This is a genomic window from Alloalcanivorax mobilis (assembly GCF_002864685.1).
In the GTDB taxonomy this organism is placed as follows: Bacteria; Pseudomonadota; Gammaproteobacteria; order Pseudomonadales; family Alcanivoracaceae; genus Alloalcanivorax; species Alloalcanivorax mobilis.
The window spans coordinates 19,039-45,487 of record NZ_NMQZ01000019.1; the positions used below are offsets into that span (position 1 = coordinate 19,039).

The following is a 26,449-nucleotide window of genomic DNA, read 5'->3' on the forward strand; positions in this document are numbered from 1 at the left end:
TTCTCCTTCAGTTCACCGCGGCCGGTGTGTTGAGCAACACCAGCGCGCCGGTGACCAGTAGGTTAAGCAGTGTCAGGGGCAAACAGAATTTCCAGCTGAATGACATCACCTGATCGTAGCGGGGCCGGGGAATGGCGGCGCGCAGCAGGATGAAGATCATGATGAAGAAGCCGGTTTTCAGGGCGAACCAGATAAACGGAATCTGCGGCAGCAGATCGAACGGGCCATGCCAACCGCCGAAGAACAGGGTCACCAGCAGTGAGGAAATCAGCACGATGCCGATGTACTCGCCGACGAAGAACATGCCCCATTTCATGCCGGAGTATTCCACGTGGTAGCCGTCGGCCAGTTCCTGTTCCGCTTCCGGCTGGTCGAACGGGTGGCGGTGGGTGACCGCCACGCCAGCGATAAAGAAGGTACAGAAGCCGAAGAACTGGGGAATGATGAACCACAGGTTCTGGGCCTGATACTCGACGATGTCGCGCAGATTGAACGACCCCGCCTGGGCCACCAGCCCCATCAGCGCCAGCCCCATGAACACTTCGTAGGAAATGGTCTGCGCGGAGGCGCGCAGGCCGCCGAGCAACGAGTATTTGTTGTTGCTGGCCCAGCCGGCGAACAACACCGCGTAGACGGTCAGCCCGGCCATCGCGAAGAAGAACAAAATGCCGATGTTCATGTCCGCCACGCCCCAGGTGTCGGTCACCGGGATCACCATGAACGAGGCCAGCACGGTGCCCATCGCCACCGCCGGCGCCAGGGTGAAGATCTTTTTGTCGGCGAACGGCGGAATCCAGTCTTCCTTGAAGAACATCTTGATCATGTCGGCGGCGATCTGCAGGGAACCGAACGGGCCCACCCGGTTGGGGCCGTAGCGGTCCTGCCACAGCGCCAGCACGCGGCGTTCCACGAAGCTCAGCAAAGCGCCGGCGATCACCGCCACCAGCAGGATCACCACCGCCTGGAACACGGCGAACAGGATGTCGATCACCTCGGGGGTCAGCCAGCTCATGCCCGCACCTCCGCGATGCTCAGCGCCACGCCGCTGACCAGCGCCGGCAGGCCGGGCAGGCCCACCGGGATGCCGGCCAGGCCGGCGGCCAGGCTGTCGTCGATTGTCACCGGCAACGCCAGGGTGGCTTCGCCCCATCGCAGATTGACCGGCTCGCCGGCCCGCACGCCCAGACGGGCAGCGTCGCGGCCGTTCAGCGCCACGTAAGGCTCGGGCATGCGCTGCTGAATCGGCTCGGCGAGGGCGCTGTTTTCCTCGCTGCCGAACAGGTGATACAGGGGCACGGCCTGCAGCTCATCGGCGTCGCGGGCGGCGGGAATCTGGCTGAACCAGGCCAGCTCGCCGCTGCCGTTGTCCAGCAGGCGCACGCCCGGGTCGCCGTCGCGCAGGTGGCCGCCGACTTCGTCTTGGAATTTGTTCCAGGCCTGCGGCGAGTTCCAGCCCGGGGACCAGGCGAACGGCACCACCCGGCGCGGCTCCTGACTGCCGGAATAGCCTTCCATGGAAAACGCCAGCGGGCTGTCGGTGTCTTGCGGGGCGCGCGGTTCGTGCACGCTCAGGTTGGCGCGCATGGCGGTGCGGCCGCTGTAGCGGTGCGGCTCACGGGCCATCTGCATGCCCTTGATGCGGTAGGAGGCGCTGGGCGCGGCGTCGACGATGCCCGCCAGCGACGGGTGCGCGGCGGCGCAGGCGGCGGTGACGTGATCAAGCTGGGTCCAGTCCACCGGGCGATCTTGCAGACGGGTGTGCAGCGCGTGCAGCCAGCGCCAGCTTTCGCGGACGATGATCGAGGGGTCGTAGTATTCCGGGTCATAGACCTGGAAAAAGCGTTGCGCGCGGCCTTCCTGGCTGACCAGGGTGCCGTCGCCTTCGGCGAAGCTGGCCGCCGGCAGCAGCAGATCGGCGCGTTTGGCGATGGCGGTGGTTTGATGGTCCACTACCAGCAGGTTTTCCACCGCGTTCAGCGCCGCGTCGAGGCGGCCGGCGTCGGCCTGGCGGAAGGGGTCATTTTCCAGCACCACCAGGGCGTCGATGTCGCCGCCGGCGGCGCGCTCAAGGGCAGCGTCCAGGCTGTCGTCGAAACCGGCGTTGTCGGTGAGCAGAGCCAGACCGAGGCTGTTGGCGTGCGGCGCGATCAGGGTCAGCGAGCCGTGGCCGGTGCGCGCATGCAGGGCGCGGGCGATGTTGCCGGCGGCGTGCAGCAGCGCTTCGCTGACCAGCGAGGTGCCGGCCACGATCAGCGGCCGTTTGGCAGCGAGCAGGTCCTCGGCGATGCGCTGTGCCAATGCGGCGCTGTCCGCATCCAGGCCGGTGACCGCCGGGGCGCTGGCATCGATGGCGTGGGCCACCGCGAAGCCAAGCCGGGCCAGATCGTCGGGGCCGGCGTGGTGGGTCTCTTTGGCGATGTCGTCCAGGCGGGTGGCGGCGACGCTGGCGATGAACACCGGGTGGCGGGCGTGCTGGGCCACGTTTTGCACCGCCGAGGCGTTCCAATCCTGGATTTTCATCGAGGCGGCGATTTCGGTGGCCCGGCCATAGGCGGTCTGACGCAGCGCCAGGGCCAGCCGCGCGGAGGTCTGGGTGACGTCTTCGCCCAACACCAGCACGGCGTCGTGTTTTTCCACTTCGCGCAGGCTGGGCACCGGCAGCGGACTTTCGCGCAGCAGTTTGAGGGCCAGCCGCAAACAGCTCAGCGGCGCGGCGGCGCTGCCCCAATGGAAGTTGGCGGCGCCGACCAGCTCGCGCAGGGCGAAATTGCTTTCCAGGCTGGCGCGCTCGGAGCCGATGCCGAGCAGGCGTTTGCCGTTGAGCAGGCCGGCGGCGTGCTCCAGGGCGTGCTCCAGGGTGAGGGCGTCGCCGTTGCCGAGCAGCGGCCGGCGCGGGCGGTCTTCGCGGTTGACGTAGCCATAGCCGAAGCGGCCCCGGTCGCACAGGAAGTGGTGGTTCACGTCACCGTTGAAGCGGTTCTCGATGCGGCGGATTTCGCCGTAGCGCTCGCCGGGGCTGATGTTGCAGCCGGCGGCGCAGCCGTGGCAGACGCTGGAGGAGAACTGCATGTCCCATTTGCGGGTATAGCGCTCGGAATGGGTTTTGTCGGTGAACACGCCGGTGGGGCAGACCTCGGTGAGGTTGCCGGCGAACTCGCTCTCCAGCGTGCCGTCCTCGACGCGGCCAAAATAGACGTTGTCGTGGGCGCCGTAGACACCCAGGTCGGTGCCGCCGGCGTAGTCCTTGTAAAAGCGCACGCAGCGATAACAGGCGATGCAGCGGTTCATCTCGTGGGCAACGAAGGGGCCCAGTTCCTGGTTCTGGTGGGTGCGCTTGTTGAAGCGGTAGCGGCGCTGGTTGTGGCCGGTCATCACCGTCATGTCCTGCAGGTGGCAATGGCCGCCTTCTTCGCACACCGGGCAATCGTGGGGGTGGTTGGTCATCAGCCACTCCACCACGCCGGCGCGGAACGCCTTGGCTTCTTCGTCCTCGATGGAGATCCAGGAATCGTCGGTGGAGGGGGTCATGCAGGACATCACCAGCCGGCCGCGGGTGTCGTCCTTGTCGCTGAACTGTTTGACCGCGCACTGGCGGCAGGCGCCGACGCTGCCCAGCGCCGGGTGCCAGCAGAAATACGGAATATCCAGACCCAGCGAGAGACAGGCGTGCAACAGGTTGTCGGCGCCGTCCACTTCGTACTGTTTACCGTCTACATGAATAGTTGCCATAGAACAGATTCTCACCCTTCACGCGGGTCTGGCTGCTATACCACCCGCCGCCCGCGGCGGCGGCCATTGATTACGCGCCGATATCCATTTGCAGTGTTGCGACGTCTTCGGTGCCGCTTTCCTTGCTCACGCCTGCTTCGAACTCGTCGCGGAAATATTTGATCGCACTGCCGAGCGGCTCCACCGCGCCGGGGGCGTGGGCGCAGAACGTTTTGCCCGGGCCCAGGCCGCTCACCAGTTGCAGCAAGGTCTCGATGTCGCCGGGGTTGCCTTCGCCGCGTTCCAGGGCGCGCAAAATCTTCACCGACCACGGCAGGCCATCACGGCAGGGCGTGCACCAGCCGCAGGACTCCCTCGAGAAAAACTCTTCCATGTTGCGCAGCAGCGACACCATGCTCACCGAGTCGTCCACGGCCAGGGCCAGGCCGGTGCCCATGCGCGTGCCGACCTTGCCAATGCCACCGGAAAACATCTGCGCGTCGAGGTGCTCGGGCAACAGAAAGCCGGTGCCGGCGCCGCCGGGTTGCCAGGCTTTCAGGGTGTAGCCGTCGCGCATGCCGCCGGCGTAGTCTTCGAACAGCTCGCGGGCCGGGATGCCCAGGGGCAATTCCCAGACGCCGGGGTTTTTGACCTTGCCGGAAAAGCCCATCAGTTTGGTGCCGTGGTCTTCGCTGCCTTCGCGGGCCAGCCCCTGGTACCAGGGAATGCCGTTGCCAATGATCGACGGCACGTTGCACAGGGTTTCCACGTTGTTGACGCAGGTCGGCTTGCCCCACACGCCCACGGCGGCGGGGAACGGCGGCTTGGAGCGCGGGTTGGCGCGGCGGCCTTCCAGTGAGCTGATCAGCGCGGTTTCCTCGCCGCAGATGTAGCGGCCGGCGCCGGTGTGCACGATCAGCTCGAAATCAAAGCCGCTGCCGAGAATGTTCTTGCCCAGCAGGCCGGCTTCCCGGGCTTCCACGATGGCGCGGTTGAGATGGCGGGCCGCGTCCACGTATTCGCCGCGCAGGAAGATGTAACCGCGGTAGGCTTTCAGGGCGCGGGCGCTGATCAGCATGCCTTCCACCAGAAGATGGGGGAGCTGCTCCATCAGCAGGCGGTCCTTCCAGGTGTTGGGTTCCATTTCATCGGCGTTGCAGAGCAGGTAGCGGATGTCCAAGGATTCGTCCTTGGGCATCAGGCTCCATTTCACGCCGGTGGGGAAACCGGCGCCGCCACGGCCCTTGAGGCCGGCTTCCTTGACCTGGTTGACGAGATCGTCGGGGGCCTGTTTGAGCGCGGTTTCGGCGGCCTGGTAGCCGTTTTTGGCGCGGTACTCATCCAGCCACACCGGCGCGCCATCTTCACGCAAACGCCAGGTCAGGGGGTGCTGTTCCTCGCTGCGAGCGCTGCTGTTGATCGGGCCGAGAGAGGTCAGGCTCATGGGTATTGCTCCAGCAGTTGCAGCAGCGAATCCGGCGTCACGCTGCTGAAAGTGTCGTCATCGATCATCACCGCCGGGGCCTTGTCGCAGTTGCCCAGGCAGCACACCGGCAGCAGCGTGAAGCGGTCGTCGCTGGTGGTCTGGCCGATGCCGATGCCCAGGTGCTCGCCGAGGCGGTCGATCAGCGATTCATGGCCGCCGATAAAGCAGGTCATCGAATCGCACACCAGGATAATGTGGCGGCCCACCGGCTGGCGGAAAATCTGGCTGTAGAAGGTGGCCACGCCTTCCACGTCGCTGGCGGGAATGCCGAGCACCCCGGCCACCGCGTAGATGGCGCCGTCGGGCACCCAGCCGTGTTCCTTCTGCACCATCTTGAGCGCTTCGATGGACGCCGAGCGTGGATCTTCGTAGTGGTGCATCTCTTCTTCAATGGCCGCGCGCAGGGCGCCGCTCAGCTCGAAGCGGTCCGTCATGATCAGGGCGTTATTGCTCATTTCGACAGTCTCCCTCACCGATCCACATCGGCCATCACGAAATCGATACTGCCCAGATAGGCGATCAGATCCGGCACCATGGAGCCGCGAATCACCGCTGGAATCTGCTGCAGATGCGCGAAGCTCGGGGTGCGAATCCGGGTGCGGTAACTCATCGTGCTGCCGTCGCTGGTCAGGTAATAACTGTTGATGCCCTTGGTGGCTTCGATCATCTGAAACGACTCGTTGGCCGGCATCACCGGGCCCCAGGAGACCTGCAAAAAGTGGGTAATCAACGTCTCGATGTGCTGCAGGGTGCGGTCCTTGGGCGGCGGCGTGGTGAGCGGGTGATCGGCCTTATAGGCGCCTTCGGGCATGTTGTTCAGGCATTGTTCGATGATGCGCAGGCTCTGGCGCATCTCTTCGATGCGCACGATGCAGCGGTCATAGGCGTCGCCGTTGGCGGCCAACGGAATCTCGAAATCGAAATTCTGGTAGCCGGAGTAGGGCCGCGTCTTGCGCAGGTCGAAGTCGAGTCCGGTGGCGCGCAGGCCGGCGCCGGTCACTCCCCATTCCAGTGCCTCGGCGGTGGTGTACTTGGACACCCCGACGGTGCGGCCGCGCAGAATGCTGTTGTCCATGGCCGCCTTCTGGTACTCGTTGAGGCGCTTGGGCAGCCACTTGATGAAGTCGCGCACCGGCTTCTCCCAGCCGCGCGGCAGATCGTGGGCGACGCCGCCGATGCGGAACCAGGCCGGGTGAAGGCGAAAACCGGTGATGCCTTCGATCACGTCGTAGGCGCGCTGGCGGTCGGTGAAGGTGAAGAACACCGGGGTCATCGCGCCGACGTCCTGGATGTAGGTGCCCAGGAACAACAAATGGCTGGTGATGCGGAAGAATTCCGCCAGCATCACGCGGATCACTTCGACGCGCTCGGGCACCGTGATGCCGGCCAGTTTTTCCACCGAGAGCACATAGGGCAGGTTGTTCATCACCCCGCCCAGGTAATCAATGCGGTCGGTATAGGGAATGTAGCTGTGCCAGGACTGGCGCTCGGCCATTTTTTCCGCGCCACGGTGGTGATAGCCGATCTCCGGCACGCAATCGACGATCTCTTCGCCGTCAAGCTGCAGGATGATCCGGAACGCACCGTGGGCGGAGGGGTGGTTGGGGCCCAGGTTGAGGAACATGTAGTCCTCGTTCTTGCCCTGGCGCTTCATGCCCCAGTCTTCGGGTTTGAAACGCAGCGCCTCCTGCTCCAGGTCCTGTTTGGCGGCGGTCAGGCTGAACGGGTCGAACTCGGTGGCGCGAGCGTGGTAGTCCTTGCGCAGCGGGTGGCCTTCCCAGGTGGACGGCATCAGCATGCGGGTCAGGTGCGGGTGGCCGGTGAAGGTAATCCCGTACAGGTCCCACACTTCGCGCTCGTACCAATTGGCGTTGGGCCAGATGCCGGTGGCGGTGGGCAGGTTGAGATCCGCTTCGTTGAGCGCCACCTTGATCATCACGTCGCTGTTCCGCTCGATCGACAGCAGGTGGTAGAACACGGTGTAGTCCGCCGCTGGCAGGCCGTCGCGGTGGGTGCGCAGGCGTTCGTCCATGGCGTGCAGGTCATACAGCATCACGTAAGGACGGGGCAGATCGCGCAGCGCGCGCAGCACCTCGATCAACCGGTCACGCCCCACCCACAATACCGGCATGCCGGTGCGCGTGGCTTGCCGGGTGAAGGCGTGTTCGCCGAAGCGTTCGGTCAGCTCCTGAACCACCTGAGGGTCGTTCTCTGTGTAGGGTGGCACCGCGGTCGCACTGTTTGCGCTCATGTCAGATCATGTCCCAAAAACGGTTACCGGTGGTGCGTGCACGGCACTCGCCCGGTCCCTTGGCAGGGTAGTGAAGGCCCGTCGTGATGACGTGTCTTCCGGCCGCCTCGCGGCCCGTGTTCAGAGTTCGTCGGGGCTGCGCAGGTTGGTGACCTGAATGCGCTCCTCGCGACGCAGCTCCTTTTGCGAAGGCATCTCGGGGCGGTATACGCCCTGGTCGCCGACCACCCAGGAGAGCGGGCGGCGCTCTTTGCCGATCGAGTCCTGCAGCAACTGCAGCCCTTGCAAAAAGGCTTCCGGGCGCGGCGGGCAGCCCGGCACATAGACGTCCACCGGCAGGAATTTGTCGACGCCCTGCACCACGGAGTAGATGTCGTACATGCCGCCGGAGTTGGCGCACGAGCCCATCGAGATCACCCACTTGGGCTCCAGCATCTGTTCATAGAGGCGCTGGATCACCGGCGCCATTTTGATAAAGCAGGTGCCGGCGATGACCATGAAATCCGCCTGGCGGGGGGAGGCGCGGATCACTTCAGCGCCGAAGCGGGCGATGTCGTGGGGGGCGGTGAAGGCGGTGGTCATTTCCACGTAGCAACAGGAAAGGCCGAAGTTGTAAGGCCACAGGGAGTTCTTGCGGCCCCAGTTCACCGCCGAGTGCAGCACCTCTTCCAGCTTGCCCATATAAATGCTGCGGTGAACCTGCTCTTCCATGGGGTCGGGCACGGTCTGCCGTTCGCCGATGGGATACCGCTCGTTGTCCGCATCTGGATTGGCCCGGTCAGGATTGACCCGGGTGAGTTTATATTGCATCACCAGACCTCACTGTTTGGGCGTTGCCCGCTGCCGGCTCTGGCGCGCCTTGGGGGCCCATTCCAGGGCTCCCACGCGCCACAGGTAGAACAGACCCGCCAGCAGAATCGAGATAAAGATGGTTGCTTCGATAAAGCCCGCCCAGCCGCTTTCGCGAACCGAGACGGCCCAGGCAAACAGGTACAGCGCCTCCACGTCGAAGATCACGAACAACATGGCGACCAGATAGAATTTCGCGGAAAAACGCAGATGGGCATCGCCGGTGGGCACCACGCCGGATTCGAACGGGGCGTTTTTGCTGCGACCGGACGCCCGGCCGCCAAGCAGGCTGGCCACGCCCAGCATAAAGGCGCACATGGCGACCACGCCGAACATGAAAACGGCCACGGCCCAGTGATGCGCCAATTGGTGCGTAAGTGCAGCGGTAACGTCAGACATATAGCAGGCATCCCCTGATTGGCGGGCGCCATCTGGAATGACGCGCGGTGAGCTACAGGGCGCTTCCCGAAACGGCGATAAAGCCGGGGAAAGAACGGCGCAAAGTCTACACCCTTACTATTAGTAAGGTAAACACGAATGCCGTATTCAGTTGCTCTGAAGAAGGGCGTTCGCGACTCATTGGTGCGGTTCAGCGCGTATACCGGGTGTTTTTCGCCACGCGCTGGCCGGAAGCGACGGCGGCGCGGGTAAACACCGGCTGAGCGCTGCGTTGGCGGGCGGTGCGTGTTGCCCGGCGGCGCAGCGGACATTGCTCGCCACCGTGGCCGCCGCCAGGGGGCCGGCAGGCCCGTCAGGCTCCTTGGAAGGCGTCGGCCAGGCTTTGTTTGATCTCGCCGATGTAGGTCATGGTGTCTTCGTCCCGCCGGCGTGGGCGTGGCAGATCAATGCGGTGCTCGGAGGTGGCCGCCGCCGGCGTGCCGGAGAGCAGCATGACGCGGTCGGAAAGGTACACCGCTTCCTCGATGTCATGGGTAACGAAGATCACCGTGATGCCGCTGTTGCGCCACAGATCCAGCAGTTGGTCTTGCAGATTTTCCCGGGTGATGGCGTCGAGCGCGCCGAACGGTTCGTCCATCAGCAGCAGATCCGGTTGCACCGCCAGCGCCCGGGCCAGGCCAACACGTTGGCGCTGGCCGCCGGAGAGCTGCATGGGGAAGCGTTTTTCATAGTCCGCGAGCCCCACTTTCGCCAGCGCCTCGCGGGCGCGCCGCACACGTTCCGTGCGGCTGAGGTCCAACGCTTCCAGGCCGAACAGCACATTGCCGAGCACCCGCCGCCAGGGCATCAGGCGCGGGTCCTGAAACACCAGGGCGCTGGGGCGGCCGCCGGGGTTTGGGTGAGCGTTGACGTCCAGCGTGCCGGAGAGCGGCCGGCTCAGGCCGATGATGGCGCGCAGCAGGGTGGACTTGCCGACGCCGGAAGGGCCCACCAGGGTCAGGAATTCGCCACGCTTGATGTACAGATCCAGGCCCGAGAGCACCGCCACCGGTTCCTTGTCGCGCCAGTAGCCCAGCGCCAGATCACGGGCCTCTACGATGTTTGCCATACTAGGGCCTGTTCACACTCATTTTGATGGTCGCGCCGGAGGCCGGTTTCGCGCAAACCAAGGCGCGGTGAGCGCGGTGTGGGCCGCCACACAAGCGAACTGCAACGCGGGATTGCGCGCAAACGGCCCCGGCCCTTCGGGTTGCGCCCCAAAGCGGGCCAGGCGGTGTTGCTCGTCGGTCATTTAGCATACTAAACCTCTCTCCTCGCGCCTTGCCTGGCCCGCTTTGGGGCAGCAACGCGGCCATCAAAATTAGTGTGAACAGGCCCTAATATCCGGTTGCGGACCAGCACGAACAGGGTGTCGGTCAGGGCGTAAAGCGCGGAGATGGTCAGCATGTAGACCACCACCACATCGGTGGCGAGCAGGCCGGAGGCGTCCATCATGCGCTGGCCGATGCCGGGAATGCCGAACAGTTCGGCGGCCACCACGGTCATCCAGCCCTGGCCGATGCCGGCGCGCAGGCCGCCGAGAATGCCCGGCGAGGCGGCTGGCAGCGACACCTTGAACATCTGCCGGGTGGTGCCGGTGTGGCCAAAGGCGTCGGCCAGTTCCAGCAGGCCCTTGTCGACGGACTGCACCGCGCCCAGGGAGGTGTAGTAATTAATCCAGAAGATGCCAATGGCGATGATGAAGGTGGCGGCGGTTTCGGTGACGCCAAACCAGATGATCGCGAACGGAATCCAGGCCAGTGGCGGAATCGGTCGCAGCACGCGCACCAGACCGGCCTGCGCCGCTTCCACGCGCGGCATGCTGGCCACCACGATGCCGGCCAGCACGCCCAGCACCGAGCCGATCAGCAGGCCGATCAGGTAATGGCGAAGGCTGGCAAGCACCTTGTCCAGCCAGATACCGGACTGCCACTCACGCAAAAACGCCTCGGGCACCGCGCTCAGGGGCGGGATCACCATCGGCGACATCACCCCGCTGCGCGACAAGCCTTCCCAGATCACGCCCAGGGCGACAAGGCCCAGCAAGGCGCTGAGCAGGCGAACCGGCGATTTCATTGTTTGGCGGTGGCCTTATTGTAAAAGTCGTCATCGAACAGGGCGTCCACGTCCAGCTCACCGCGGCCAACGCCAATCGCTTGCTGGTACTCGTTAAGGCGTTTGGTGCCCTCGAGCAGCTGTCGGGGAGCGGCGACGAAGTGGCCTTGTTCGGCCTGTAAGGCGCGTTGCAGCAGAGCCTCGGGCAGCAGGCCCTTGCCGATGAAGTCGGCCAGATAAGGCGCTGCCTGCTCGGGGTGGTTGTTGAGCAGGTCGGTGGCCCTGGCGTGCAGCGCCACCAGCTTGCGGATTTCTTGCGGGTGCGCGTCGAGGGCCTGTTCGGTTACCGCGACCACGGCGCCGGGATGCTGGGGCATCATGTCATCGCCACGGGCGATGACCTTGGCGTCGGGCAGGCGCTCGCCGGCCACGGTGAGGACCGGTTCCATGATCGAGGCGGCGTCCACGGAGCCGGCCAGCAGCGCCTGTTGGACCGCCGTGGCGCCCATGCCAATGATCTCCACCTGATCCGGTTTCAGGCCCAGCTGTTTTTCAACCCAGTAATGCAAAACGGTGTCCGGCACCGAGCCCTTCGGCAGAGTGGCGATCTTCAGTTTGCGCTGCTGTGCTTTCTCGAATGCCTTGACTGCATTGGCGCCGGGCTCGGCTTGCCAGGCCTTGGCGAAGTCGCCACGGGCGATCACCGCCATCTGGTTGTAGACGTTGGCGGCCACGACCTTGATCGGCACGCCCTTGGCCTTGGACACCATGGCCGGGCCGATGCCGATGTAGGCCACGTCCAGGGTGCCGGAAGCCAGCGCCTGAACCATGGCCGGGCCGGAAGAAAACCGGGTGAGTTTGAGATTGAGGCCGGCATCGTCGGTCCAGCCGGCGCCGTCCATCACGAACAACTGCGCCATCGGCATGATTGGGATGTAACCGACGCGCAGGGTGATGTCGTCGGCGCGGGCCGTGAAGGTCAGCGGCAGGAGCATCAGAATCAGAACCAGGCGAATCCGGCGGCGGGACGCTGCGAACATGGGCGCTCTCTCTTCTGTCGGCTTTATCGGGTGCCGCACCGACGGGTGCCGCACCGACGGGTGCCGCACCGTTGGTTCGGTGGCGACCCGGGCGTGTCGCCTCGAGCGGCGGTGGTCGACTATAGCGGTGTCGCGCCGGCGCACAAAGACGGATTGGTTCTTTGGGTATGCAAGGGCTGCCGTTGAACGGTTTGTGTCTTGAGGTCGGCGGAGGATTGTAGCAGCGCAGCCGTCGGTCGGGTAATCCGTTCGCAGGGGTTGGCCGGTACCGCCGAATTCTGGTCGAGCCCGACCCGATTGCCCGCTTTGTCCTCGATTCACCCTCAGAGCACCGCCACCGCCCAGGGAGCCTGATAAATCAGCACACTTTTTCGTCAATCCGCGATGAACCACAAAAAGCCGATTCGTTGTGCTGACTTTTATAGGGCCTCCTGACCTTCGGTCAGGGCTCTTTGTGGGCGGCGGCGGGGAGGTGGGGAATCGCTTTAACGATTCCCCATCCCTCCCTTTGGTCGGGACCGTCATCGCGTTGCGATAACGTCCTGCGTCGCTGGCCGGTACGGCCCGCTCCTGGTCGAACCCGGGACTTGGCTCCTCAACCCGCCGCCTCCACCAGACACAAAAAAAGCCGGCCCCGTGGGGCCAGCCTTTTTTTGTGTCTGGTGGAGGCGGCGGGGATCGAACCCGCGTCCGCCAGCAATCCATCTATGGATCTACATGCTTAGTCATGTCTATTGATTTAAGTGGCTGCGGCCCGACCGACAGGGCGCAGTCACCGAGTCCCTAAGGTTTTAACAGCGCGATCCGGGACGGACGTTGCTGCGATCCTGTGTAGCGATGCTCGCCGCTCTTCCCCACAGGCTGGGTCGATTGGCGATAAGCAGGGTTTAAGCTGCTAGTGCGTAAGTATCGTCGTTTGCGATTACTTTAGTGTGCCACAAGGTGGTTACGAGCACTGTGACCTACTCGGCATGCACCACAGAGTTCAATACCGGCGTCGAATCCATGTCGCCCCCTGTTGGTGATCGATCATTGTAGAAGATGGGGACGGGGAAGTCGAAGACAATAGTGTGTTGAAAATAAGGGGGTTTACAGGGCTTTACAGTTATTGTCCGACAATCGGACTCAAAGACATGGGATTGTCATCGCAGGGGCGCATCATCGGTGTGTCGCACGGGGTGCGGCTGGGTGGCGCGGCCTCCCGCGGCCACAAGCCGGGGGGTGGGTGGCGGGCCCATGGATCACACGATGACTTTACAGCGAGCCCCCCAATGAGACTGATAAAGAGGCCGTTGATCAAAGCGTTGTCATTCATTGAGGAGCAAGGAAATGAAGACGATCTTTCGGTCAGCTAAAGCGGTTACCGAGAAGACCCTGGCGCCGGTCACGGCGCGTCCGCTACTGTCGTACAGCTTGCAGTTGGTGCTGGCGGTGGCGTTGTACGCGGCAGGCATCGCCGTGGTGGCCACCGCCAGTGGCGAGAGCCGGATCGCGGTGGTGTTGTTCGCGGTGTATTTCCTGCCGGCGGTATTGCGTGCCTGGTTGCAGGTCTATTGGCGCCTGCGCGATGGGGTGAAGCGGCTTGCCGCGCCACGCCGGCGTACCGGCAAGGCGCTGTAGCGCCCCTGGCGGCGCAGCGGCGGGTTAACCCCGCCGCAGAATGCGTTGCTTCTGGCGGCTCCAGTCGCGTTCCCGTTCGGTGGCGCGTTTGTCGAATTTCTGCTTGCCCTTGGCCAGGGCGATGTCCAGTTTGGCCCGCCCATGGTGCCAGTGCAGGTTCACTGGCACGCAGGTAAAGCCCTCTTTCTGAACGCCGCCAAAAATTCTCCCCAGCTCCTTGCGGTGCAGCAACAGCTTGCGGCTGCGTATCGGGTCGGGGTTGATGTGGGTGCTGGCGGTGGGCAGAGGCTCGAAGCGGGCGCCAAACAGAAACGCCTCGCCATCGCGCAGCAGCACGTAGGCTTCGGACAGGTTGGCTTTGCCGGCGCGCAGGGATTTCACTTCCCAGCCTTCCAGCGCCAGACCGGCCTCGAAAAACTCTTCCAGATGATAGTCGAACTTCGCCTTGCGGTTGAGCGCGATGGCGTTCGGTGACGACTTGTGCTTTTTTGATTTGCCCATGGGGCGGCGATTATAGAGAGTGGCCGGGGTTCTGGCGAGGGCCGTGAGCGCAGCGATGACGGCGGCGCTTTGCCGGCTCCCTTGAGCGACCCGGGCAAAACCAAGACAATGGCCGCACTTCATCGAGGGGTAAGCGACGGATGCAAAAACAGGACAAGCCGGCCCACGGCATGTGGGCCAGCCGTTGGGTGTTTATTCTGGCCGCCACCGGCTCCGCCGTGGGGCTGGGCAATATCTGGCGGTTTCCCTATATCACCGGGGAGTACGGCGGCGGCGCGTTCGTGCTGCTGTACCTGGCGTGCATCGCGGTGATGGGCGTGCCCATTATGATCGCGGAGGTGATGCTCGGCCGGCGTGGTGGCCTGAGCCCGATTCACTCGATGAAAAAGCTGGCCACGGACAACAAGGTGACGCGCCGCTGGGCGGTGATCGGTTATCTTGGCGCGTTGTCCGGTTTCCTGATTCTCTCTTTCTACTCCACGGTGGCGAGTTGGGCGCTGTATTACGCCTGGGAAGCGCTGCAAGGGGTGTTCCAGGGCATCAGCGCGGCGGATTCCCAGGCCCATTACCAGGCCATGCAGGCCAACCCCTGGTTGATGCTGGGGATGCACACGCTGTTCATGGTGCTGACCATGGGGGTGGTGGCGATGGGCGTGAAAAAAGGCCTGGAGCGCGCCGTCGAGATATTGATGCCCCTGTTGTTCGTGCTGCTGATCGTGTTGATTGGTTACGCGGCCACCACCTCCGGGTTTGCCCAGGGTGTCGATTTCCTGTTCGCGTTCGATTTCTCCAAATTGTCCGGCCAGGCGGTGCTGGATGCGCTGGGCCAGGCCTTTTTCACCTTGAGCCTGGGCATGGGCGCGATCATGGCGTACGGCGCCTACATGCCTCGGGAGTTACGCGATAAGAAGAGCGGGCAGACCCGGTCGGTGTCGATTGTGTCTTCGGTGGTGATCATTGCCGCGCTGGATACGCTGGTGGCATTGGGGGCGGGGCTGGCGATTTTCCCGCTGTTGTTCACCGGCGGGCTGGAGCCGGCTCAGGGGCCGGGCATGATGTTCGTGACCCTGCCGCTGGCGTTCGGTCAGATGCCCGGTGGTCTGTTGTTCGGCACCCTGTTTTTCGTGTTGGTGGTGTGCGCCGCCTGGACCTCATCGATTTCCCTGGGTGAGCCGATGGTGGCCTGGCTGGTGGAGCGGGGTATGCGGCGCTGGCTGGCCTCGCTGCTGGTGGGGCTGGCCGCCTGGCTGCTCGGCGTCGGCTCGGTGCTGTCGTTCAATGTGTGGAAAGACTACACCTTCCTGGGTGGCAGCTTCTTCGACAACATCGAGCTTCTCTCCACCAGCATCATGCTGCCACTGGGTGGGTTGCTGATTGCCATCTTCGCGGGCTGGATCATGAAGGAAACCCAGGTGCGCAAAGAGTTGGGTATGAAGAGCTTCGTGCTCTACATGGTGTGGCGAGCGATGGTGCGAATTGTCGCGCCGCTCGGGGTATTGGCGATCCTGATTGGCTTTTTGACCGGCGCTCTGGACTGAGGCGGTCATGGATGAGGCGTTGATCGGCGTGGAAGTGGTGTACGCGCTGCCTGATCGGCAACGTCTGGTCGCCTTGCGGGTGCCGCCGGGCACCACGATGGTGGAGGCGGCCCGGTTGTCCGCTCTGGATACCGTGTTCGAGGGGTTGGACCTGGCGTCGGCGCCGATGGGAGTGTTTGGCAAGCTGGAGCCCGAGCCGGCGACGCGGGTGTTGCGCGACGGTGAGCGGGTGGAAATTTATCGGCCCCTTGAGGTGGACCCGAAAGCCGCTCGCCGCGCCCGCGCCCGGCGAGCGCCGACCACCGGCGACGCCTGAAACCGCCGCCGTCGTGGCTTACAGCAGCGGGTTTTCCTTGCGGTCTTCGGCCTTGCGCTCCAGCTCGCGGTCGCGGCGGGCGGAGGTACGCTGGCGCAAATCCTTAAGGGCCTCGCCTTCGTAGCGGGTGAACTGGCCGTTCTCGAAATAGACCACGATCTGCTGTTCCACCACGTCGCCGTTGCCGGGCTGATAGTTCAGCAGGTAATACCAGGTGTTCGGCGTGAACGGGTCGGTCAGGGTGGCCGGGCCGAGCACGTAGCGGACCTGGTCCGGGGTCATGCCGGGTTTGAGGTCAGCCAGCATGTCCTGGGTTACCATGTTGCCCTGGGGGATGTCGATACGGTACACCCCCGGGAAGCGCAGGGAGCTGCAGCCGCTCAGCAGGGCGGTGGAAAGTACGAAGAAGACTAGAATCCTTGGCATGGTTTTTCGACTTGGCATAATGTCCGGGCGATAATACAGACTTGACCACCGGGAACAAGGTTCCCGGCGGCGGGCATTTCCTTTCGGCGGCATACGGAGCGAACACAGTGGATAATCAGGATTTGAGAAAGGCGGGGCTGAAAGTGACCCTGCCGCGGGTGAAAATCCTGCAGCAGCTGGAGTCGTCCAAAGACCGGCATCTGAGCGCCGAGGACATTTATAAGGCGCTGATGGACGCCGGTGAAGACGTGGGTCTGGCTACCGTTTACCGGGTTCTGACCCAGTTCGAGCAGGCCGGCATCGTGCTGCGGCACAACTTCGAGGGCGGTTCGGCGGTGTTCGAACTGGCCGATGAGGAACACCACGATCATATGGTGTGCCTGGAGACCGGGGAAGTGGTGGAGTTCATGGATGCGGAAATCGAGAAGCGCCAGCAGATGATCGCCGAGAAACACGGTTTCGACATCGTCGATCATTCCCTGGTGCTCTATGTGAAGCCCAAACAGAAAAAGTAGACCGCCCCGCCAGCCCGGCGCCGTCCGCCTGCTCGGACGGCCCTCAGCCCGCCCTGTTCACCGTTGTTCTTGCGTCAGGCCCTGCGCGCCGTCTTTTGCCCCTTGTCGAGCATTTCGCTGGCATGGGCACGGGTGGACTCGGTGATCTCGACGCCCCCCAACATGCGCGCCACTTCCTCGATCCGGGCGGCCGGTTCCAGGGTGTGGATGCGCGTGTGGGTGGTGCTTTTGCCTTGAATTTTGTGCACCTGCCAGTGTTGATGCCCCTGGGCGGCCACCTGTGGCTGGTGGGTGATGCACAGCACCTGGGCATGGCCGCCCAATTCGCGCAGCAGCCGGCCGACGATTTCGGCAACGCCACCGCCGACCCCCACATCCACTTCGTCGAACACCAGGCTGGGCACCGTCAGATTGCGGGCGCAGATCACCTGAATCGCCAGGCTGACCCGGGACAGCTCGCCACCGGAGGCGACCTTGGCCAGCGGCCGCAGCGGTTGCCCGGGGTTGGCGGTGAATTGAAATTCCACCTCTTCCAGGCCGTCGGCGCCGGGTTTTGTTTCACTGAGCACCGTTTCCAGGCGGGCCGCCTTCATGCCCAGTGCCTTGAGCTGCTTTTGCACTTGTTGGTTGAGCCCGGTGGCCGCTTCCCGGCGCTGGCGGCTGAGCTCGCGGGCGCTTTCCATGTAGGTGTTTTTGGCCTGCGCCTCGGCGCTGGCCAGCGCCTCCAGATGTTCGTCAAAATGCTCCAGGGTGTCGGCTTCGCTGGCCAGCTTGCGGTGGTGTTCGACCAGCTCTTCCGGGCGCAGCCGGTGTTTGCGCGCCAGGCTGTAGGCCTGGCTGAGGCGTTCCTCGACCTGATTGAGGCGCTCCGGGTCCAGGTCCAGCCGCTCCAGATAATGGCGCAGCGCTTCGGCGGCGGCTTCCACCTGCAGGCGCGCGGATTCCACGGTTTCGAACGCCTCCGCCAGGCCCTCGTCACTGGCGCGCGCTTCGTCCAGCCAGTGGCTGACCTGGCCAAGCTGGTCGTTGCAGGTGTTTTCTTCGCCGTCGTAGAGCGCGCTCACCGACTGCTGACACAGGCGGATCAGGGCTTCGGCGTTGCCCAGGCGTTGTTGCTCCTGCTCCAATTCCGCCAGCTCGCCCTCCGCCAGGGCCAGGGCGTCGAGTTCCTCCAGTTGGAAGCGCAGCAATTCCTGACGCTCATTTTGCTCGCGGGCGTCGGCCAGGGCCTGGTCATGGGCGCGGCGGGCGGCCTGCCAGTCGCGCCAGAGCGTGGCCACGGCGAGGCTCAGAGGGCCCGCTTCGGCGACGTTGTCGAGCAGGGCGCGGTGGGTTTCCTTGCGCAGCAGGGCCTGATGTTCGTGCTGGCTGTGGACACTGATCAGCTGCTCGCCCAGCGCGCGCACATCGGTCAGCGGGGTGGGCGTACCGTTGACGTAGGCGCGGGAGCGGCCATCGGCGCGCACGGTGCGGCGCAGCAGGCATTCATCGCCGTTGTCCAATTCGCGCTCGGTGAGCCAGGCGCGGGCGGCCGGATTGTCCTGCAGGTGAAAGGTGGCGAGCACCTCGGCGCGCTCGCAGCCAGGGCGCACCACTGCACTGTCGGCGCGCTCGCCCAGGGTCAGCGAGAGGGCGTCGATCAGCACCGACTTGCCGGCCCCGGTTTCGCCGCTGATCACGGTCAGGCCGTTTTCCGGCTCCAGTTCAAGCTGGTCCACGGTGGCGAAGTGGCGAACGCTTAAATGGGTCAGCATGGGTACCTCGTCGGTTCGTGCCTGCGGTCGGTTGGTGTTCGGGCCCGGCCGGGCCTGGGCTGGAAAGCTGTCCGTTTGGTCAGTATTCGCCGATGTTAGGCTAATCGGCGGAGCAAAGTAAGCCCCCGCGCCGGGCTGGCGCGCGGGCGGGTTGAGGAAAGTGACCGCTTCCCTTGTATACTCGGAACGTCTGACAGGTGGCGAGCGCATGGCGAAGCTGGAAATCAACGAACGAAAGCAACGGTTGCTGATGGCGCTGGTGGAGCGGCATATCCGCTTTGGCCAGCCGGTCGGCTCCAAGACGCTGGCGACAGGCAGCGGCCTGAGCGTCAGCCCGGCGACGATCCGCAATATCATGGCGGAGCTGGAGGAGATGGGGCTGCTGACCAGCCCACACACCTCGGCGGGACGCGTGCCCACCGAACTGGGCTATCGCCTCTATGTGGACACCCTGCTTGCGTCCAGCACCATGGAGCGGCCCGACAACGCCCGCCTGCGTGACCAGTTGCGCCTGTTGCTGGCTCCGGAGCAATCGCCCCAGGAGCTGGTTTCCCAGGCCTCGCGCACCCTCGCCGAACTGACCCGCATGGCTGGCCTGGTGGCGGTGCCGCGCCGCGAAGTGGCGACCCTGAGGCAAGTGGAGTTTCTGCCGTTGTCCGGCCAGCGGGTGCTGGTGGTGCTGGTGGTCAACCGCTCCGAGGTGCAAAACCGGATCATCCACACCAGCCGCGAGTACGACCAGAGCGAGCTGCGCCAGGCCGCCAATTACATCAACCATACCTACGCCGGCTGCGATCTGGACCGTATCTGCGAGGGGCTGCTGAGCACCATGGACGCGGATCGCGCGCAGATGGACGTGCTGATGCAGACCACCCTGGACATCGCCGGCAAGGCGTTGCGTCAGGAGGTCCAGGACTCCGATTACGTGGTGTCCGGCGAGTCCAACCTGTTGGAGGGCGCCCAGGCCGACAACATCGATCAGCTGCGAGATCTGTTCGCGGCCTTCAATCGCAAGCGCGACATCCTGCATCTGCTGGAGCGCAGTATAAAAGCCGAAGGGGTGCAGATCTTTATCGGCCGCGAGTCCGGCTATCAGCCGTTCGAGGATTATTCGCTGGTGTCCGCCCCTTACAAGATGGGCAATGGGCCAGTGGGGGTGCTGGCGGTGGTCGGCCCCACGCGCATGGATTACGAGAAAGTGATCCCCACCGTGGACATCACCGCCCGCATCCTCTCCGCGGCGCTGACACAACTATAAGCAGTTGACAGTTGATAGTTGACGGTTGATAGCTAAGTTCAAAACACCGTTGCAGAGAGCATGGGATGCTTCGCTATTTTGCAACGACATTGCCGTTACGCATGGTTTTCGCTGTCAACTGTCCACTATCCACTGTCAACTACCTGTCCCTGCCCTTGAATCCCGCCCGGGTGTTCCCATATCTTTGCCCGCTTTCCCAACATTCGGGATTCGTGGAGTGGATATGAGCGAACAGGAAAAACAGCAGCAGCCCCAACAAGAGGCCGCCGGGCAGGCCGAGAACGGCGCGCCCATCAACGAACCGGCCCGTGAGGACGAGGCTCGGAACGCGGAGGGCGGGTCGCCCGGCGCGGTCGATCTGGAGTCGCAACTGGTGGACGCCCACCAGCGCCTGGCGGCGTTGGAAAAAGCACTGTCCGAAGCGGACATCCGTGCCCAGGCCGAGATCCAGAACGTGCGCCGCCGCGCCGAGCGCGACGTGGACGGCGCCAGAAAGTTCGCTCTCGAGAAGTTCGCCGGTGACCTGCTCACCGTGGCGGACAGCCTGGAGCGTGGGCTTTCCACCCTTGATCCGGACAACCAGGCGCTGGCGCCTGCCCGCGAGGGTCTGGAACTGACTCTCAAGGTCCTGCTGGATGTGTTCAACCGGTACAACCTTGAGCAGATCGATCCCCAGGGCCAGCCGTTCAACCCCGAGCACCATGAGGCCATGACCATGGTGCCGGCGCCGGACGCCGAGCCCAATACGGTGATCGAGGTGCTCGAGAAGGGCTATCAGCTCAACGGACGGTTGATTCGTCCGGCGCGCGTGGTGGTCAGTAAAGCGCCGGGCTGATGGACGTCAGCGGCTTGCCGGATTCTCTTGAAAAGCAACGCCGCGCCGCCATATAGCCTGCAAGTCAATTAGGTTCAGCTGTCCGGATCGCCTTTGGGTTCCGGATCGTGTGAAGGAGAAAAGGACATTATGGGTAAGATCATTGGCATCGACCTGGGTACCACCAACAGCTGCGTGGCTGTGATGGAAGGGGACAAAACCAAGGTCATCGAGAACGCGGAAGGGGCTCGCACCACGCCCTCCATTATTGCCTATACCGAGGACAACGAGATCCTGGTCGGTCAGGCGGCCAAGCGTCAGGCGGTGACCAACCCGACCAACACCCTGTACGCGGTGAAGCGTCTGATCGGTCGTCGTTTCGATGACGAGGTGGTCCAGAAGGACATCAAGATGGTGCCCTACAAGATCGCCAAGGCCGACAACGGTGACGCCTGGGTGGAAGTGAAGGGCGAGAAACAAGCGCCGCCGCAGATTTCCGCGCAGGTGCTCAAGAAAATGAAGAAGACCGCGGAAGACTACCTGGGTGAAACGGTCACCGAGGCGGTCATTACCGTGCCGGCCTACTTCAACGATTCCCAGCGCCAGGCCACCAAGGACGCCGGCCGCATCGCCGGCCTCGAGGTCAAGCGCATTATCAATGAGCCCACCGCCGCGGCCCTGGCCTATGGTCTGGACAAGAAGGGCGGCGACCGCACCATCGCGGTCTACGATCTGGGTGGTGGTACCTTCGATATCTCCATCATCGAAATCGCCGAAGTGGACGGCGAGCATCAGTTCGAGGTGCTGGCCACCAACGGCGACACCTTCCTGGGTGGTGAGGACTTCGACCTGGCGATCATCAATTTCCTGGCCGACCAGTTCAAAAAGGACTCCGGCATCGACCTGGGTGGCGACGCCCTGGCCATGCAGCGCCTCAAGGAAGCCGCCGAAAAGGCCAAGATCGAGCTGTCCTCCGCCGAGCACACCGAGGTGAATCTGCCGTACATCACCGCCGATCAGACCGGCCCGAAGCACTTGGTGGTGAAAGTCACCCGGGCCAAGCTGGAATCGCTGGTCGAGCAACTGGTGAGCCGCTCCCTGGAGCCGTGCAAAACCGCGATCAGCGATGCTGGCGTGAAAACCTCCGACATCACCGATGTGATTCTGGTGGGCGGTCAGACCCGCATGCCGATGGTGCAGAAGAAGGTCGCGGAATTCTTCGGCAAGGAAGCGCGCAAGGACGTCAACCCGGACGAAGCCGTGGCCATCGGTGCCGCGATTCAAGGCGCGGTGCTCAGCGGTGACGTCAAGGACGTGCTGCTGCTGGACGTGACCCCGCTGACCCTGGGCATTGAGACCATGGGTGGCGTGATGACGCCGCTGATCGAGAAGAACACCACCATCCCGACCAACGCGTCGCAGGTGTTCTCCACCGCCGATGACAACCAGACCGCGGTGACCGTGCACGTGCTCCAGGGTGAGCGCAAGCAAGCGGCGCAGAACAAGTCGCTGGGCCAGTTCAACCTGGAAGACATTCCGCCGGCGCCGCGCGGCGTGCCGCAGATCGAGGTGACCTTCGACATCGACGCCAACGGCATTCTGCACGTGGGCGCCAAGGACAAAGCCACCGGCAAGGAACAGACCATCCAGATCAAGGCGTCCTCCGGGTTGTCCGACGACGAAGTGGATCAGATGGTCAAGGATGCCGAGGCCCACGCCGACGAGGACAAGAAGTTCGAAGAGCTGGTGCAGACCCGCAACCAGGCGGATCACCTGATCCACGCCACCCGCAAGACCCTGGAGGAGGCCGGCGACAAGGCCACCGACGAGGAGCGCGAGACGATCAACACGGCGATTACCGATCTGGAAGCGGTGCTCAAGAGCAACGATAAAGACGAGATCGAAGCGAAAACCAAGGCGCTCACCGACGCCTCCGGCGCTCTGGCACAGAAAATGTACGCCGAAGCGCAACAGGCCCAGGGCGACAACAGCGCCACCGATGCCGGCCAGCAACAAAACGCCGGTGACGACGTGGTCGACGCCGAGTTCGAGGAAGTCGACGACGATAAGAAGAAGTGATAAAGGCCTGACGCCGGACGCTCGACGCTGGACGCCGAAAGACGAGACCCGATACTGAGCGTCAGGCGTCAGGCGTCAGGCGTCAGGCGTCAGGCGTCAGGCGTCAGAGCATATTTATATCGCCGGCGGAAAACGCCGGCGTTTCTGCTTCACGGCAAGTTGAATGTCTATGTCCAAACGCGATTATTACGAAGTGCTGGGGGTGGCTAAGGATGCCGGCCCGCAGGACTTGAAAAAGGCCTATCGCCGCCTGGCGATGAAGTACCATCCGGACCGCAATCCGGATGACCAGGAGGCGGTGGCCAAGTTCAAGGAGGCCAAGGAGGCCTATGAAGTGCTGGCCGACGAGCAGAAGCGGGCCGCCTACGACCAGTTCGGCCATGCCGGCGTCAACGGGCAGGGCGGTTTCGGTGGCGGCGGTGCGGGTGGCTTTGGTGGCGGCGGCTTCGGCGACATCTTCGGCGATATTTTTGGCGACATCTTCGGCGGCGGTGGCGGCGGCCGTCGTGGCCCGGCACGCGGTGCCGACCTGCGTTACACGCTTGAGCTGACCCTGGAACAGGCGGTGCGCGGCTGCGAGGAAAAAATCCGCGTGCCCAGCTGGGACCCGTGCGACGTGTGCGAGGGCTCCGGCGCCCAGCCCGGTGAGCGGCCGGTGACCTGCCCAACCTGTAAAGGCATGGGGCAGGTGCGTATGCAGCAGGGCTTCTTCACCGTGCAGCAGGCCTGCCCGACCTGCCGCAGCGAGGGCAAGATCATCGAGAACCCCTGCGGCCATTGCGCCGGCCAGGGCCGGGTGCAGAGCACCAAGACGTTGTCGGTGAAAATTCCGCCCGGTGTCGATACCGGTGATCGCATTCGTCTGGCCGGCAAGGGCGAGGCCGGCGTGCACGGTGCGCCGGCCGGTGATCTCTACGTGCAGGTGGCGGTGCGTGAGCACGACATCTTCCAGCGCGACGGCGAGAACCTGCACTGCGAGGTGCCGTTGAGCTTTGTCGACGCGGCCCTGGGTGGCGAGGTGGAGGTGCCCACTCTTGAGGGGCAAGTGAAGCTGAAAGTGCCCCCGGAAACCCAGACCGGCAAGCTGTTCCGGCTGCGCGGCAAGGGCGTGGTGCCGGTGCGTGGCGGCCCGCCGGGCGATTTGCTGTGCAAGGTGGTGCTGGAAACGCCGGTCAATCTGTCCAGTGAGCAGCGGGAGCTGCTGCGTGGCTTCCAGGCTTCGCTGGATAAGGGGGGCGAGCGCCACAACCCGCGCCGCACCAATTGGTTCGAGGGTGTGAAGCGCTTTTTCGAGGGGCGCTGAGCGTCGCCGCTGTGTTATTTTCACGGCTGTCTTTGGTCAAGGTTCTGAACGGGCGGATGGAATGAAAGTAGGCATTATCGGCGCCGCCGGGCGCATGGGGCGGACGCTGATCGAAGCGGTGCTGGCCAATCCGGACACCGAATTGGCGGTGGCCGTGGACGTGCCCGGCTCCAGCCTGATCGGCGCCGACGCCGGTGAACTGGTGGGCCAGGGCCGGCTGGGCGTGACCATCGGCGATGAGTTGGCCGCGCTGGCCGGTGACGCCGATGTGTTCATCGACTTCACCGTGCCCGAGGCCACCGCCCGCCATATCGAGGTGTGCCGGGCCGCCGGCAGCCGTCTGGTGATCGGTACCACCGGGCTCAACGACCAGCAACTGGCCACGTTGCGCGCGGCCAGTGAGCAGGTGGCGATCTGTTTCGCGCCGAATTATTCGATTGGCGTGAATCTTTGCTTCAAGTTGCTGGAGACCGCCGCCGCGGTGCTCGGCGACGACGTCGACATTGAGGTGATCGAAGCGCATCACCGGCACAAGATCGATGCGCCCTCCGGCACCGCCCTGCGCATGGGCGAGGTGGTGGCTCAAACCCTGGGGCGTGATCTCAAAGAGTGCGCGGTGTATGGTCGCGAGGGCCGCACCGGCGAGCGCGAGCGCGCCACCATTGGCTTCGAGACCATTCGCGCTGGTGATATCGTCGGTGAACACACCGTGCTGTTCGCCGCCGAAGGCGAGCGGGTGGAGATTACCCACAAGGCCTCCAGCCGCATGTCCTTCGCCCGTGGCGCGGTACGCGCGGCGGTGTGGCTGGGCGGTCACGAGCGCGGCTTGTTCGATATGCAGGATGTGCTCGGCCTGGCCGGCGGCAGCGCCGGCTGGGGCCGCGGCTAGGAAGCGGGCACGGATTGCCGCTTTCCGCCGCTCCTTGGGTGACAGCGCCGCGCGAAAGGCATAAAATGCGCGCAGCCCAAGATGGGCGTGCGGGTGGCCGAGTGAAGAATTCTCTAAAAAAGCGAGGTGGAGCAATCCATCTCGCTTTTTTGCGAACGCAGCGCCCCCCGCCACCGATCTCCCATAAGGGCATCACTGTTCATTGCTTGCGGCCCGTGCTTCTCAGGCCGGCCCGCATCAGGGCGCCGCGGCGCGCGGGCGCGGGCAATGAACGGGGGCGCCCAGAGTCCCAATCCGCCAGGAGGTTGCGTTGACGGTACCCGCCATTCTTGCTCTGGAAGACGGCAGTCTGTTCCGGGGTGTCGCCATTGGCGCCACGGGTGAAACCGTGGGCGAAGTGGTGTTCAACACCGCCATGACCGGTTATCAGGAAATCCTCACCGATCCGTCCTATGCCAAACAGATCGTGACCCTGACCTATCCGCACATCGGCAATACCGGGGTCAACCGGGAAGACGAAGAGTCCGACCGGGTCTGGGCCGCCGGCCTGGTGATCCGTGATCTCACCCTGACGGTGAGCAACTGGCGCTCCGAGGAGTCGCTGCCGGATTACCTGAAAGCCCGTGGCATTGTTGCCATCGCCGACATCGATACCCGCCGGCTGACCCGGATTCTGCGCGACAAAGGTGCTCAGAACGGCTGCATCCTGGCCGGCGACGCCATCGATGAGCAGCGTGCTCTGGACGCGGCGCGCGCCTTCCCTGGCCTCAAGGGCATGGACCTGGCCAAGGAGGTCAGCGTCACCGAGCCCTATCAGTGGGGCGAGGGCTCCTGGGTGCACGGTGAAGGTCACGCCAGCCGCGATGACGGCCGCTTCCACGTGGTTGCCTACGACTACGGCTGCAAACGCAATATTCTGCGCATGCTCGCCGATCGCGGTTGCCGGCTGACGGTGGTGCCGGCGCAGACGCCCGCCGCCGAGGTGCTGGCGATGAACCCGAACGGCGTCTTTCTGGCCAACGGCCCCGGTGATCCGGAGCCCTGCGACTACGCCATCGAGGCAATTCGCGAGGTGGTCGCCACCGGCTTGCCGGTGTTCGGGATTTGCCTGGGGCACCAGCTGCTGGCGCTGGCCAGTGGCGCGCGTACCCTGAAGATGAATCTCGGCCACCACGGCGCCAACCATCCGGTCAAGAACCTGCAAGATGGCACGGTGATGATCACCAGCCAGAACCATGGTTTCGCGGTGGATGAAAGCAGCCTGCCGGACAATCTGAAAGCCACCCATGTGTCGCTGTTTGATGGCACCTTGCAGGGTATCCACCGTATCGACACGCCGGCATTCAGCTTCCAGGGGCACCCGGAAGCGAGCCCCGGCCCGCACGACTGCGCGCCGCTGTTCGATCACTTTATTGAGCTGATGGAGGCGCACGGGAGCGCCGGTTGATTCCGGAACGACCGTGGCCCGCGACGGCTTCGGAGGGTCGGACGTCGCACGTCGGACGTCGACACAGAAACACAGAGGCGGCTCCGCCGCCGAAAAGCGTCCGACGTCCGACTTCTGACGTCAGACCCCAAGCAAAATGCTCGAATCTGGACGGTTAATAAG

Annotated in this window: 23 protein-coding genes and 1 other RNA gene; 10 read left to right on the plus strand and 14 right to left on the minus strand. The window is 64.1% G+C overall.

The genetic code is table 11. The annotated features are described in order from the left end of the window. Positions 1–7: 7 nt before the first annotated feature. From nuoH to ssrA, 11 genes are all read right to left on the minus strand, one after another. Positions 8–1,012 (minus strand): NADH-quinone oxidoreductase subunit NuoH, encoded by a 1,005-nt coding sequence (gene nuoH, locus CGS25_RS11005; protein ID WP_089033307.1) that lies wholly within the window; start codon positions 1,010–1,012, stop codon positions 8–10. Beyond that, a complete protein-coding gene (nuoG, locus tag CGS25_RS11010; RefSeq protein WP_089033306.1) occupies positions 1,009–3,729 on the minus strand; it encodes an NADH-quinone oxidoreductase subunit NuoG in 2,721 nt (906 codons plus the stop codon). Before nuoG ends, nuoH begins: the two co-directional genes overlap by 4 nt. A 70-nt stretch (positions 3,730–3,799) precedes the next feature. Beyond that, entirely contained in the window at positions 3,800–5,152 is a 1,353-nt protein-coding gene (gene nuoF, locus CGS25_RS11015) for an NADH-quinone oxidoreductase subunit NuoF (protein ID WP_101675488.1), read from the minus strand. Then, positions 5,149–5,649, minus strand: coding sequence for an NADH-quinone oxidoreductase subunit NuoE (nuoE, locus tag CGS25_RS11020; RefSeq protein ID WP_101675489.1), 501 nt, complete (start codon positions 5,647–5,649; stop codon positions 5,149–5,151). Before nuoE ends, nuoF begins: the two co-directional genes overlap by 4 nt. Positions 5,650–5,663: 14 nt before the next feature. Beyond that, a complete protein-coding gene (nuoC, locus tag CGS25_RS11025; RefSeq protein ID WP_089033303.1) occupies positions 5,664–7,445 on the minus strand; it encodes an NADH-quinone oxidoreductase subunit C/D in 1,782 nt (593 codons plus the stop codon). Positions 7,446–7,565: 120 nt separating this feature from the next. Then, complete coding sequence (locus CGS25_RS11030) at positions 7,566–8,255, minus strand: NuoB/complex I 20 kDa subunit family protein (RefSeq protein ID WP_089033302.1); 690 nt, start codon at positions 8,253–8,255, stop codon at positions 7,566–7,568. 9 nt (positions 8,256–8,264) lie between these two features. Continuing rightward, positions 8,265–8,693: an NADH-quinone oxidoreductase subunit A gene (locus tag CGS25_RS11035; protein ID WP_089033301.1), complete on the minus strand. Its 429-nt coding sequence runs from the start codon at positions 8,691–8,693 to the stop codon at positions 8,265–8,267. Between the two features lie 352 nt (positions 8,694–9,045). Continuing rightward, complete coding sequence (locus CGS25_RS11040; protein ID WP_089033300.1) at positions 9,046–9,801, minus strand: ABC transporter ATP-binding protein; 756 nt, start codon at positions 9,799–9,801, stop codon at positions 9,046–9,048. 191 nt (positions 9,802–9,992) lie between these two features. Next, a complete protein-coding gene (locus tag CGS25_RS11045) occupies positions 9,993–10,808 on the minus strand; it encodes an ABC transporter permease (RefSeq protein WP_101675490.1) in 816 nt (271 codons plus the stop codon). Then, the gene (locus tag CGS25_RS11050; protein WP_101675491.1) at positions 10,805–11,827 is read right to left on the minus strand and encodes an ABC transporter substrate-binding protein; all 1,023 of its coding nucleotides are present in this window, start codon (positions 11,825–11,827) and stop codon (positions 10,805–10,807) included. Before CGS25_RS11050 ends, CGS25_RS11045 begins: the two co-directional genes overlap by 4 nt. Positions 11,828–12,487: 660 nt before the next feature. After that, positions 12,488–12,843: a transfer-messenger RNA gene (gene ssrA / locus CGS25_RS11055) on the minus strand. Positions 12,844–13,156: 313 nt separating this feature from the next. Between ssrA and CGS25_RS11060 the strand changes: the two genes are divergently transcribed. Further along, entirely contained in the window at positions 13,157–13,447 is a 291-nt protein-coding gene (locus CGS25_RS11060; protein ID WP_089033297.1) for a hypothetical protein, read from the plus strand. 24 nt (positions 13,448–13,471) lie between these two features. Here CGS25_RS11060 and smpB read toward each other — a convergent pair whose 3' ends face one another. Further along, on the minus strand, positions 13,472–13,948 hold the full coding sequence (gene smpB / locus CGS25_RS11065; protein ID WP_089033296.1) for an SsrA-binding protein SmpB: 477 nt from the start codon (positions 13,946–13,948) through the stop codon (positions 13,472–13,474). A gap of 140 nt (positions 13,949–14,088) precedes the next feature. Between smpB and CGS25_RS11070 the strand changes: the two genes are divergently transcribed. Further along, positions 14,089–15,486 (plus strand): sodium-dependent transporter, encoded by a 1,398-nt coding sequence (locus CGS25_RS11070; protein WP_101675492.1) that lies wholly within the window; start codon positions 14,089–14,091, stop codon positions 15,484–15,486. 7 nt (positions 15,487–15,493) lie between these two features. Further along, positions 15,494–15,802, plus strand: coding sequence for an RnfH family protein (locus tag CGS25_RS11075; protein WP_101675493.1), 309 nt, complete (start codon positions 15,494–15,496; stop codon positions 15,800–15,802). Between the two features lie 18 nt (positions 15,803–15,820). On the opposite strand, the gene CGS25_RS11080 is transcribed toward CGS25_RS11075, so the two are convergent. Beyond that, positions 15,821–16,228, minus strand: coding sequence for an outer membrane protein assembly factor BamE (locus CGS25_RS11080; RefSeq protein ID WP_089033293.1), 408 nt, complete (start codon positions 16,226–16,228; stop codon positions 15,821–15,823). A 107-nt stretch (positions 16,229–16,335) separates the two neighbouring features. Here CGS25_RS11080 and fur point away from each other — a divergent pair, with 107 nt between their 5' ends. Then, positions 16,336–16,743 (plus strand): ferric iron uptake transcriptional regulator, encoded by a 408-nt coding sequence (gene fur, locus CGS25_RS11085; RefSeq protein ID WP_089033292.1) that lies wholly within the window; start codon positions 16,336–16,338, stop codon positions 16,741–16,743. A 74-nt stretch (positions 16,744–16,817) separates the two neighbouring features. Here the strand turns inward: fur and recN are convergent, their stop codons facing one another. Then, positions 16,818–18,497, minus strand: a complete 1,680-nt coding sequence (gene recN, locus CGS25_RS11090; protein ID WP_089033291.1) for a DNA repair protein RecN — start codon at positions 18,495–18,497, stop codon at positions 16,818–16,820. 208 nt (positions 18,498–18,705) lie between these two features. Here recN and hrcA point away from each other — a divergent pair, with 208 nt between their 5' ends. The 6 genes from hrcA (at position 18,706) to carA (ending at position 26,287) form a co-directional block, all read left to right on the plus strand. Next, on the plus strand, positions 18,706–19,755 hold the full coding sequence (hrcA, locus tag CGS25_RS11095) for a heat-inducible transcriptional repressor HrcA (protein ID WP_089033290.1): 1,050 nt from the start codon (positions 18,706–18,708) through the stop codon (positions 19,753–19,755). A 223-nt stretch (positions 19,756–19,978) separates the two neighbouring features. Continuing rightward, positions 19,979–20,590, plus strand: coding sequence for a nucleotide exchange factor GrpE (gene grpE, locus CGS25_RS11100; protein ID WP_101675494.1), 612 nt, complete (start codon positions 19,979–19,981; stop codon positions 20,588–20,590). Positions 20,591–20,719: 129 nt separating this feature from the next. After that, entirely contained in the window at positions 20,720–22,648 is a 1,929-nt protein-coding gene (dnaK, locus tag CGS25_RS11105; protein WP_101675495.1) for a molecular chaperone DnaK, read from the plus strand. Positions 22,649–22,817: 169 nt separating this feature from the next. Continuing rightward, positions 22,818–23,951 carry a molecular chaperone DnaJ gene (gene dnaJ, locus CGS25_RS11110; RefSeq protein WP_101675496.1) on the plus strand — a complete coding sequence of 378 codons (1,134 nt, stop codon included), beginning with the start codon at positions 22,818–22,820 and terminating at the stop codon, positions 23,949–23,951. A gap of 61 nt (positions 23,952–24,012) precedes the next feature. Continuing rightward, the gene (gene dapB / locus CGS25_RS11115) at positions 24,013–24,840 is read left to right on the plus strand and encodes a 4-hydroxy-tetrahydrodipicolinate reductase (protein ID WP_101675497.1); all 828 of its coding nucleotides are present in this window, start codon (positions 24,013–24,015) and stop codon (positions 24,838–24,840) included. 310 nt (positions 24,841–25,150) lie between these two features. Further along, a complete protein-coding gene (gene carA / locus CGS25_RS11120) occupies positions 25,151–26,287 on the plus strand; it encodes a glutamine-hydrolyzing carbamoyl-phosphate synthase small subunit (protein WP_089033285.1) in 1,137 nt (378 codons plus the stop codon). The last annotated feature ends 162 nt before the right edge of the window (positions 26,288–26,449 follow it).

Coding starts and splice junctions, on each gene's coding strand:
- CGS25_RS11080 (WP_089033293.1), bottom strand. CDS start 16,228: ATGCCAAGGATTCTAGTCTTCTTCGTACTTTCCACCGCCCTGCTGAGC.
- CGS25_RS11035 (WP_089033301.1), bottom strand. CDS start 8,693: ATGTCTGACGTTACCGCTGCACTTACGCACCAATTGGCGCATCACTGG.
- nuoC (WP_089033303.1), bottom strand. CDS start 7,445: ATGAGCGCAAACAGTGCGACCGCGGTGCCACCCTACACAGAGAACGAC.
- nuoE (WP_101675489.1), bottom strand. CDS start 5,649: ATGAGCAATAACGCCCTGATCATGACGGACCGCTTCGAGCTGAGCGGC.
- grpE (WP_101675494.1), top strand. CDS start 19,979: ATGAGCGAACAGGAAAAACAGCAGCAGCCCCAACAAGAGGCCGCCGGG.
- dapB (WP_101675497.1), top strand. CDS start 24,013: ATGAAAGTAGGCATTATCGGCGCCGCCGGGCGCATGGGGCGGACGCTG.
- CGS25_RS11060 (WP_089033297.1), top strand. CDS start 13,157: ATGAAGACGATCTTTCGGTCAGCTAAAGCGGTTACCGAGAAGACCCTG.
- CGS25_RS11075 (WP_101675493.1), top strand. CDS start 15,494: ATGGATGAGGCGTTGATCGGCGTGGAAGTGGTGTACGCGCTGCCTGAT.
- dnaK (WP_101675495.1), top strand. CDS start 20,720: ATGGGTAAGATCATTGGCATCGACCTGGGTACCACCAACAGCTGCGTG.
- nuoF (WP_101675488.1), bottom strand. CDS start 5,152: ATGAGCCTGACCTCTCTCGGCCCGATCAACAGCAGCGCTCGCAGCGAG.
- CGS25_RS11050 (WP_101675491.1), bottom strand. CDS start 11,827: ATGTTCGCAGCGTCCCGCCGCCGGATTCGCCTGGTTCTGATTCTGATG.
- CGS25_RS11045 (WP_101675490.1), bottom strand. CDS start 10,808: ATGAAATCGCCGGTTCGCCTGCTCAGCGCCTTGCTGGGCCTTGTCGCC.
- dnaJ (WP_101675496.1), top strand. CDS start 22,818: ATGTCCAAACGCGATTATTACGAAGTGCTGGGGGTGGCTAAGGATGCC.
- hrcA (WP_089033290.1), top strand. CDS start 18,706: ATGGCGAAGCTGGAAATCAACGAACGAAAGCAACGGTTGCTGATGGCG.
- CGS25_RS11070 (WP_101675492.1), top strand. CDS start 14,089: ATGCAAAAACAGGACAAGCCGGCCCACGGCATGTGGGCCAGCCGTTGG.
- recN (WP_089033291.1), bottom strand. CDS start 18,497: ATGCTGACCCATTTAAGCGTTCGCCACTTCGCCACCGTGGACCAGCTT.
- CGS25_RS11030 (WP_089033302.1), bottom strand. CDS start 8,255: ATGCAATATAAACTCACCCGGGTCAATCCTGACCGGGCCAATCCAGAT.
- nuoH (WP_089033307.1), bottom strand. CDS start 1,012: ATGAGCTGGCTGACCCCCGAGGTGATCGACATCCTGTTCGCCGTGTTC.
- nuoG (WP_089033306.1), bottom strand. CDS start 3,729: ATGGCAACTATTCATGTAGACGGTAAACAGTACGAAGTGGACGGCGCC.
- CGS25_RS11040 (WP_089033300.1), bottom strand. CDS start 9,801: ATGGCAAACATCGTAGAGGCCCGTGATCTGGCGCTGGGCTACTGGCGC.
- smpB (WP_089033296.1), bottom strand. CDS start 13,948: ATGGGCAAATCAAAAAAGCACAAGTCGTCACCGAACGCCATCGCGCTC.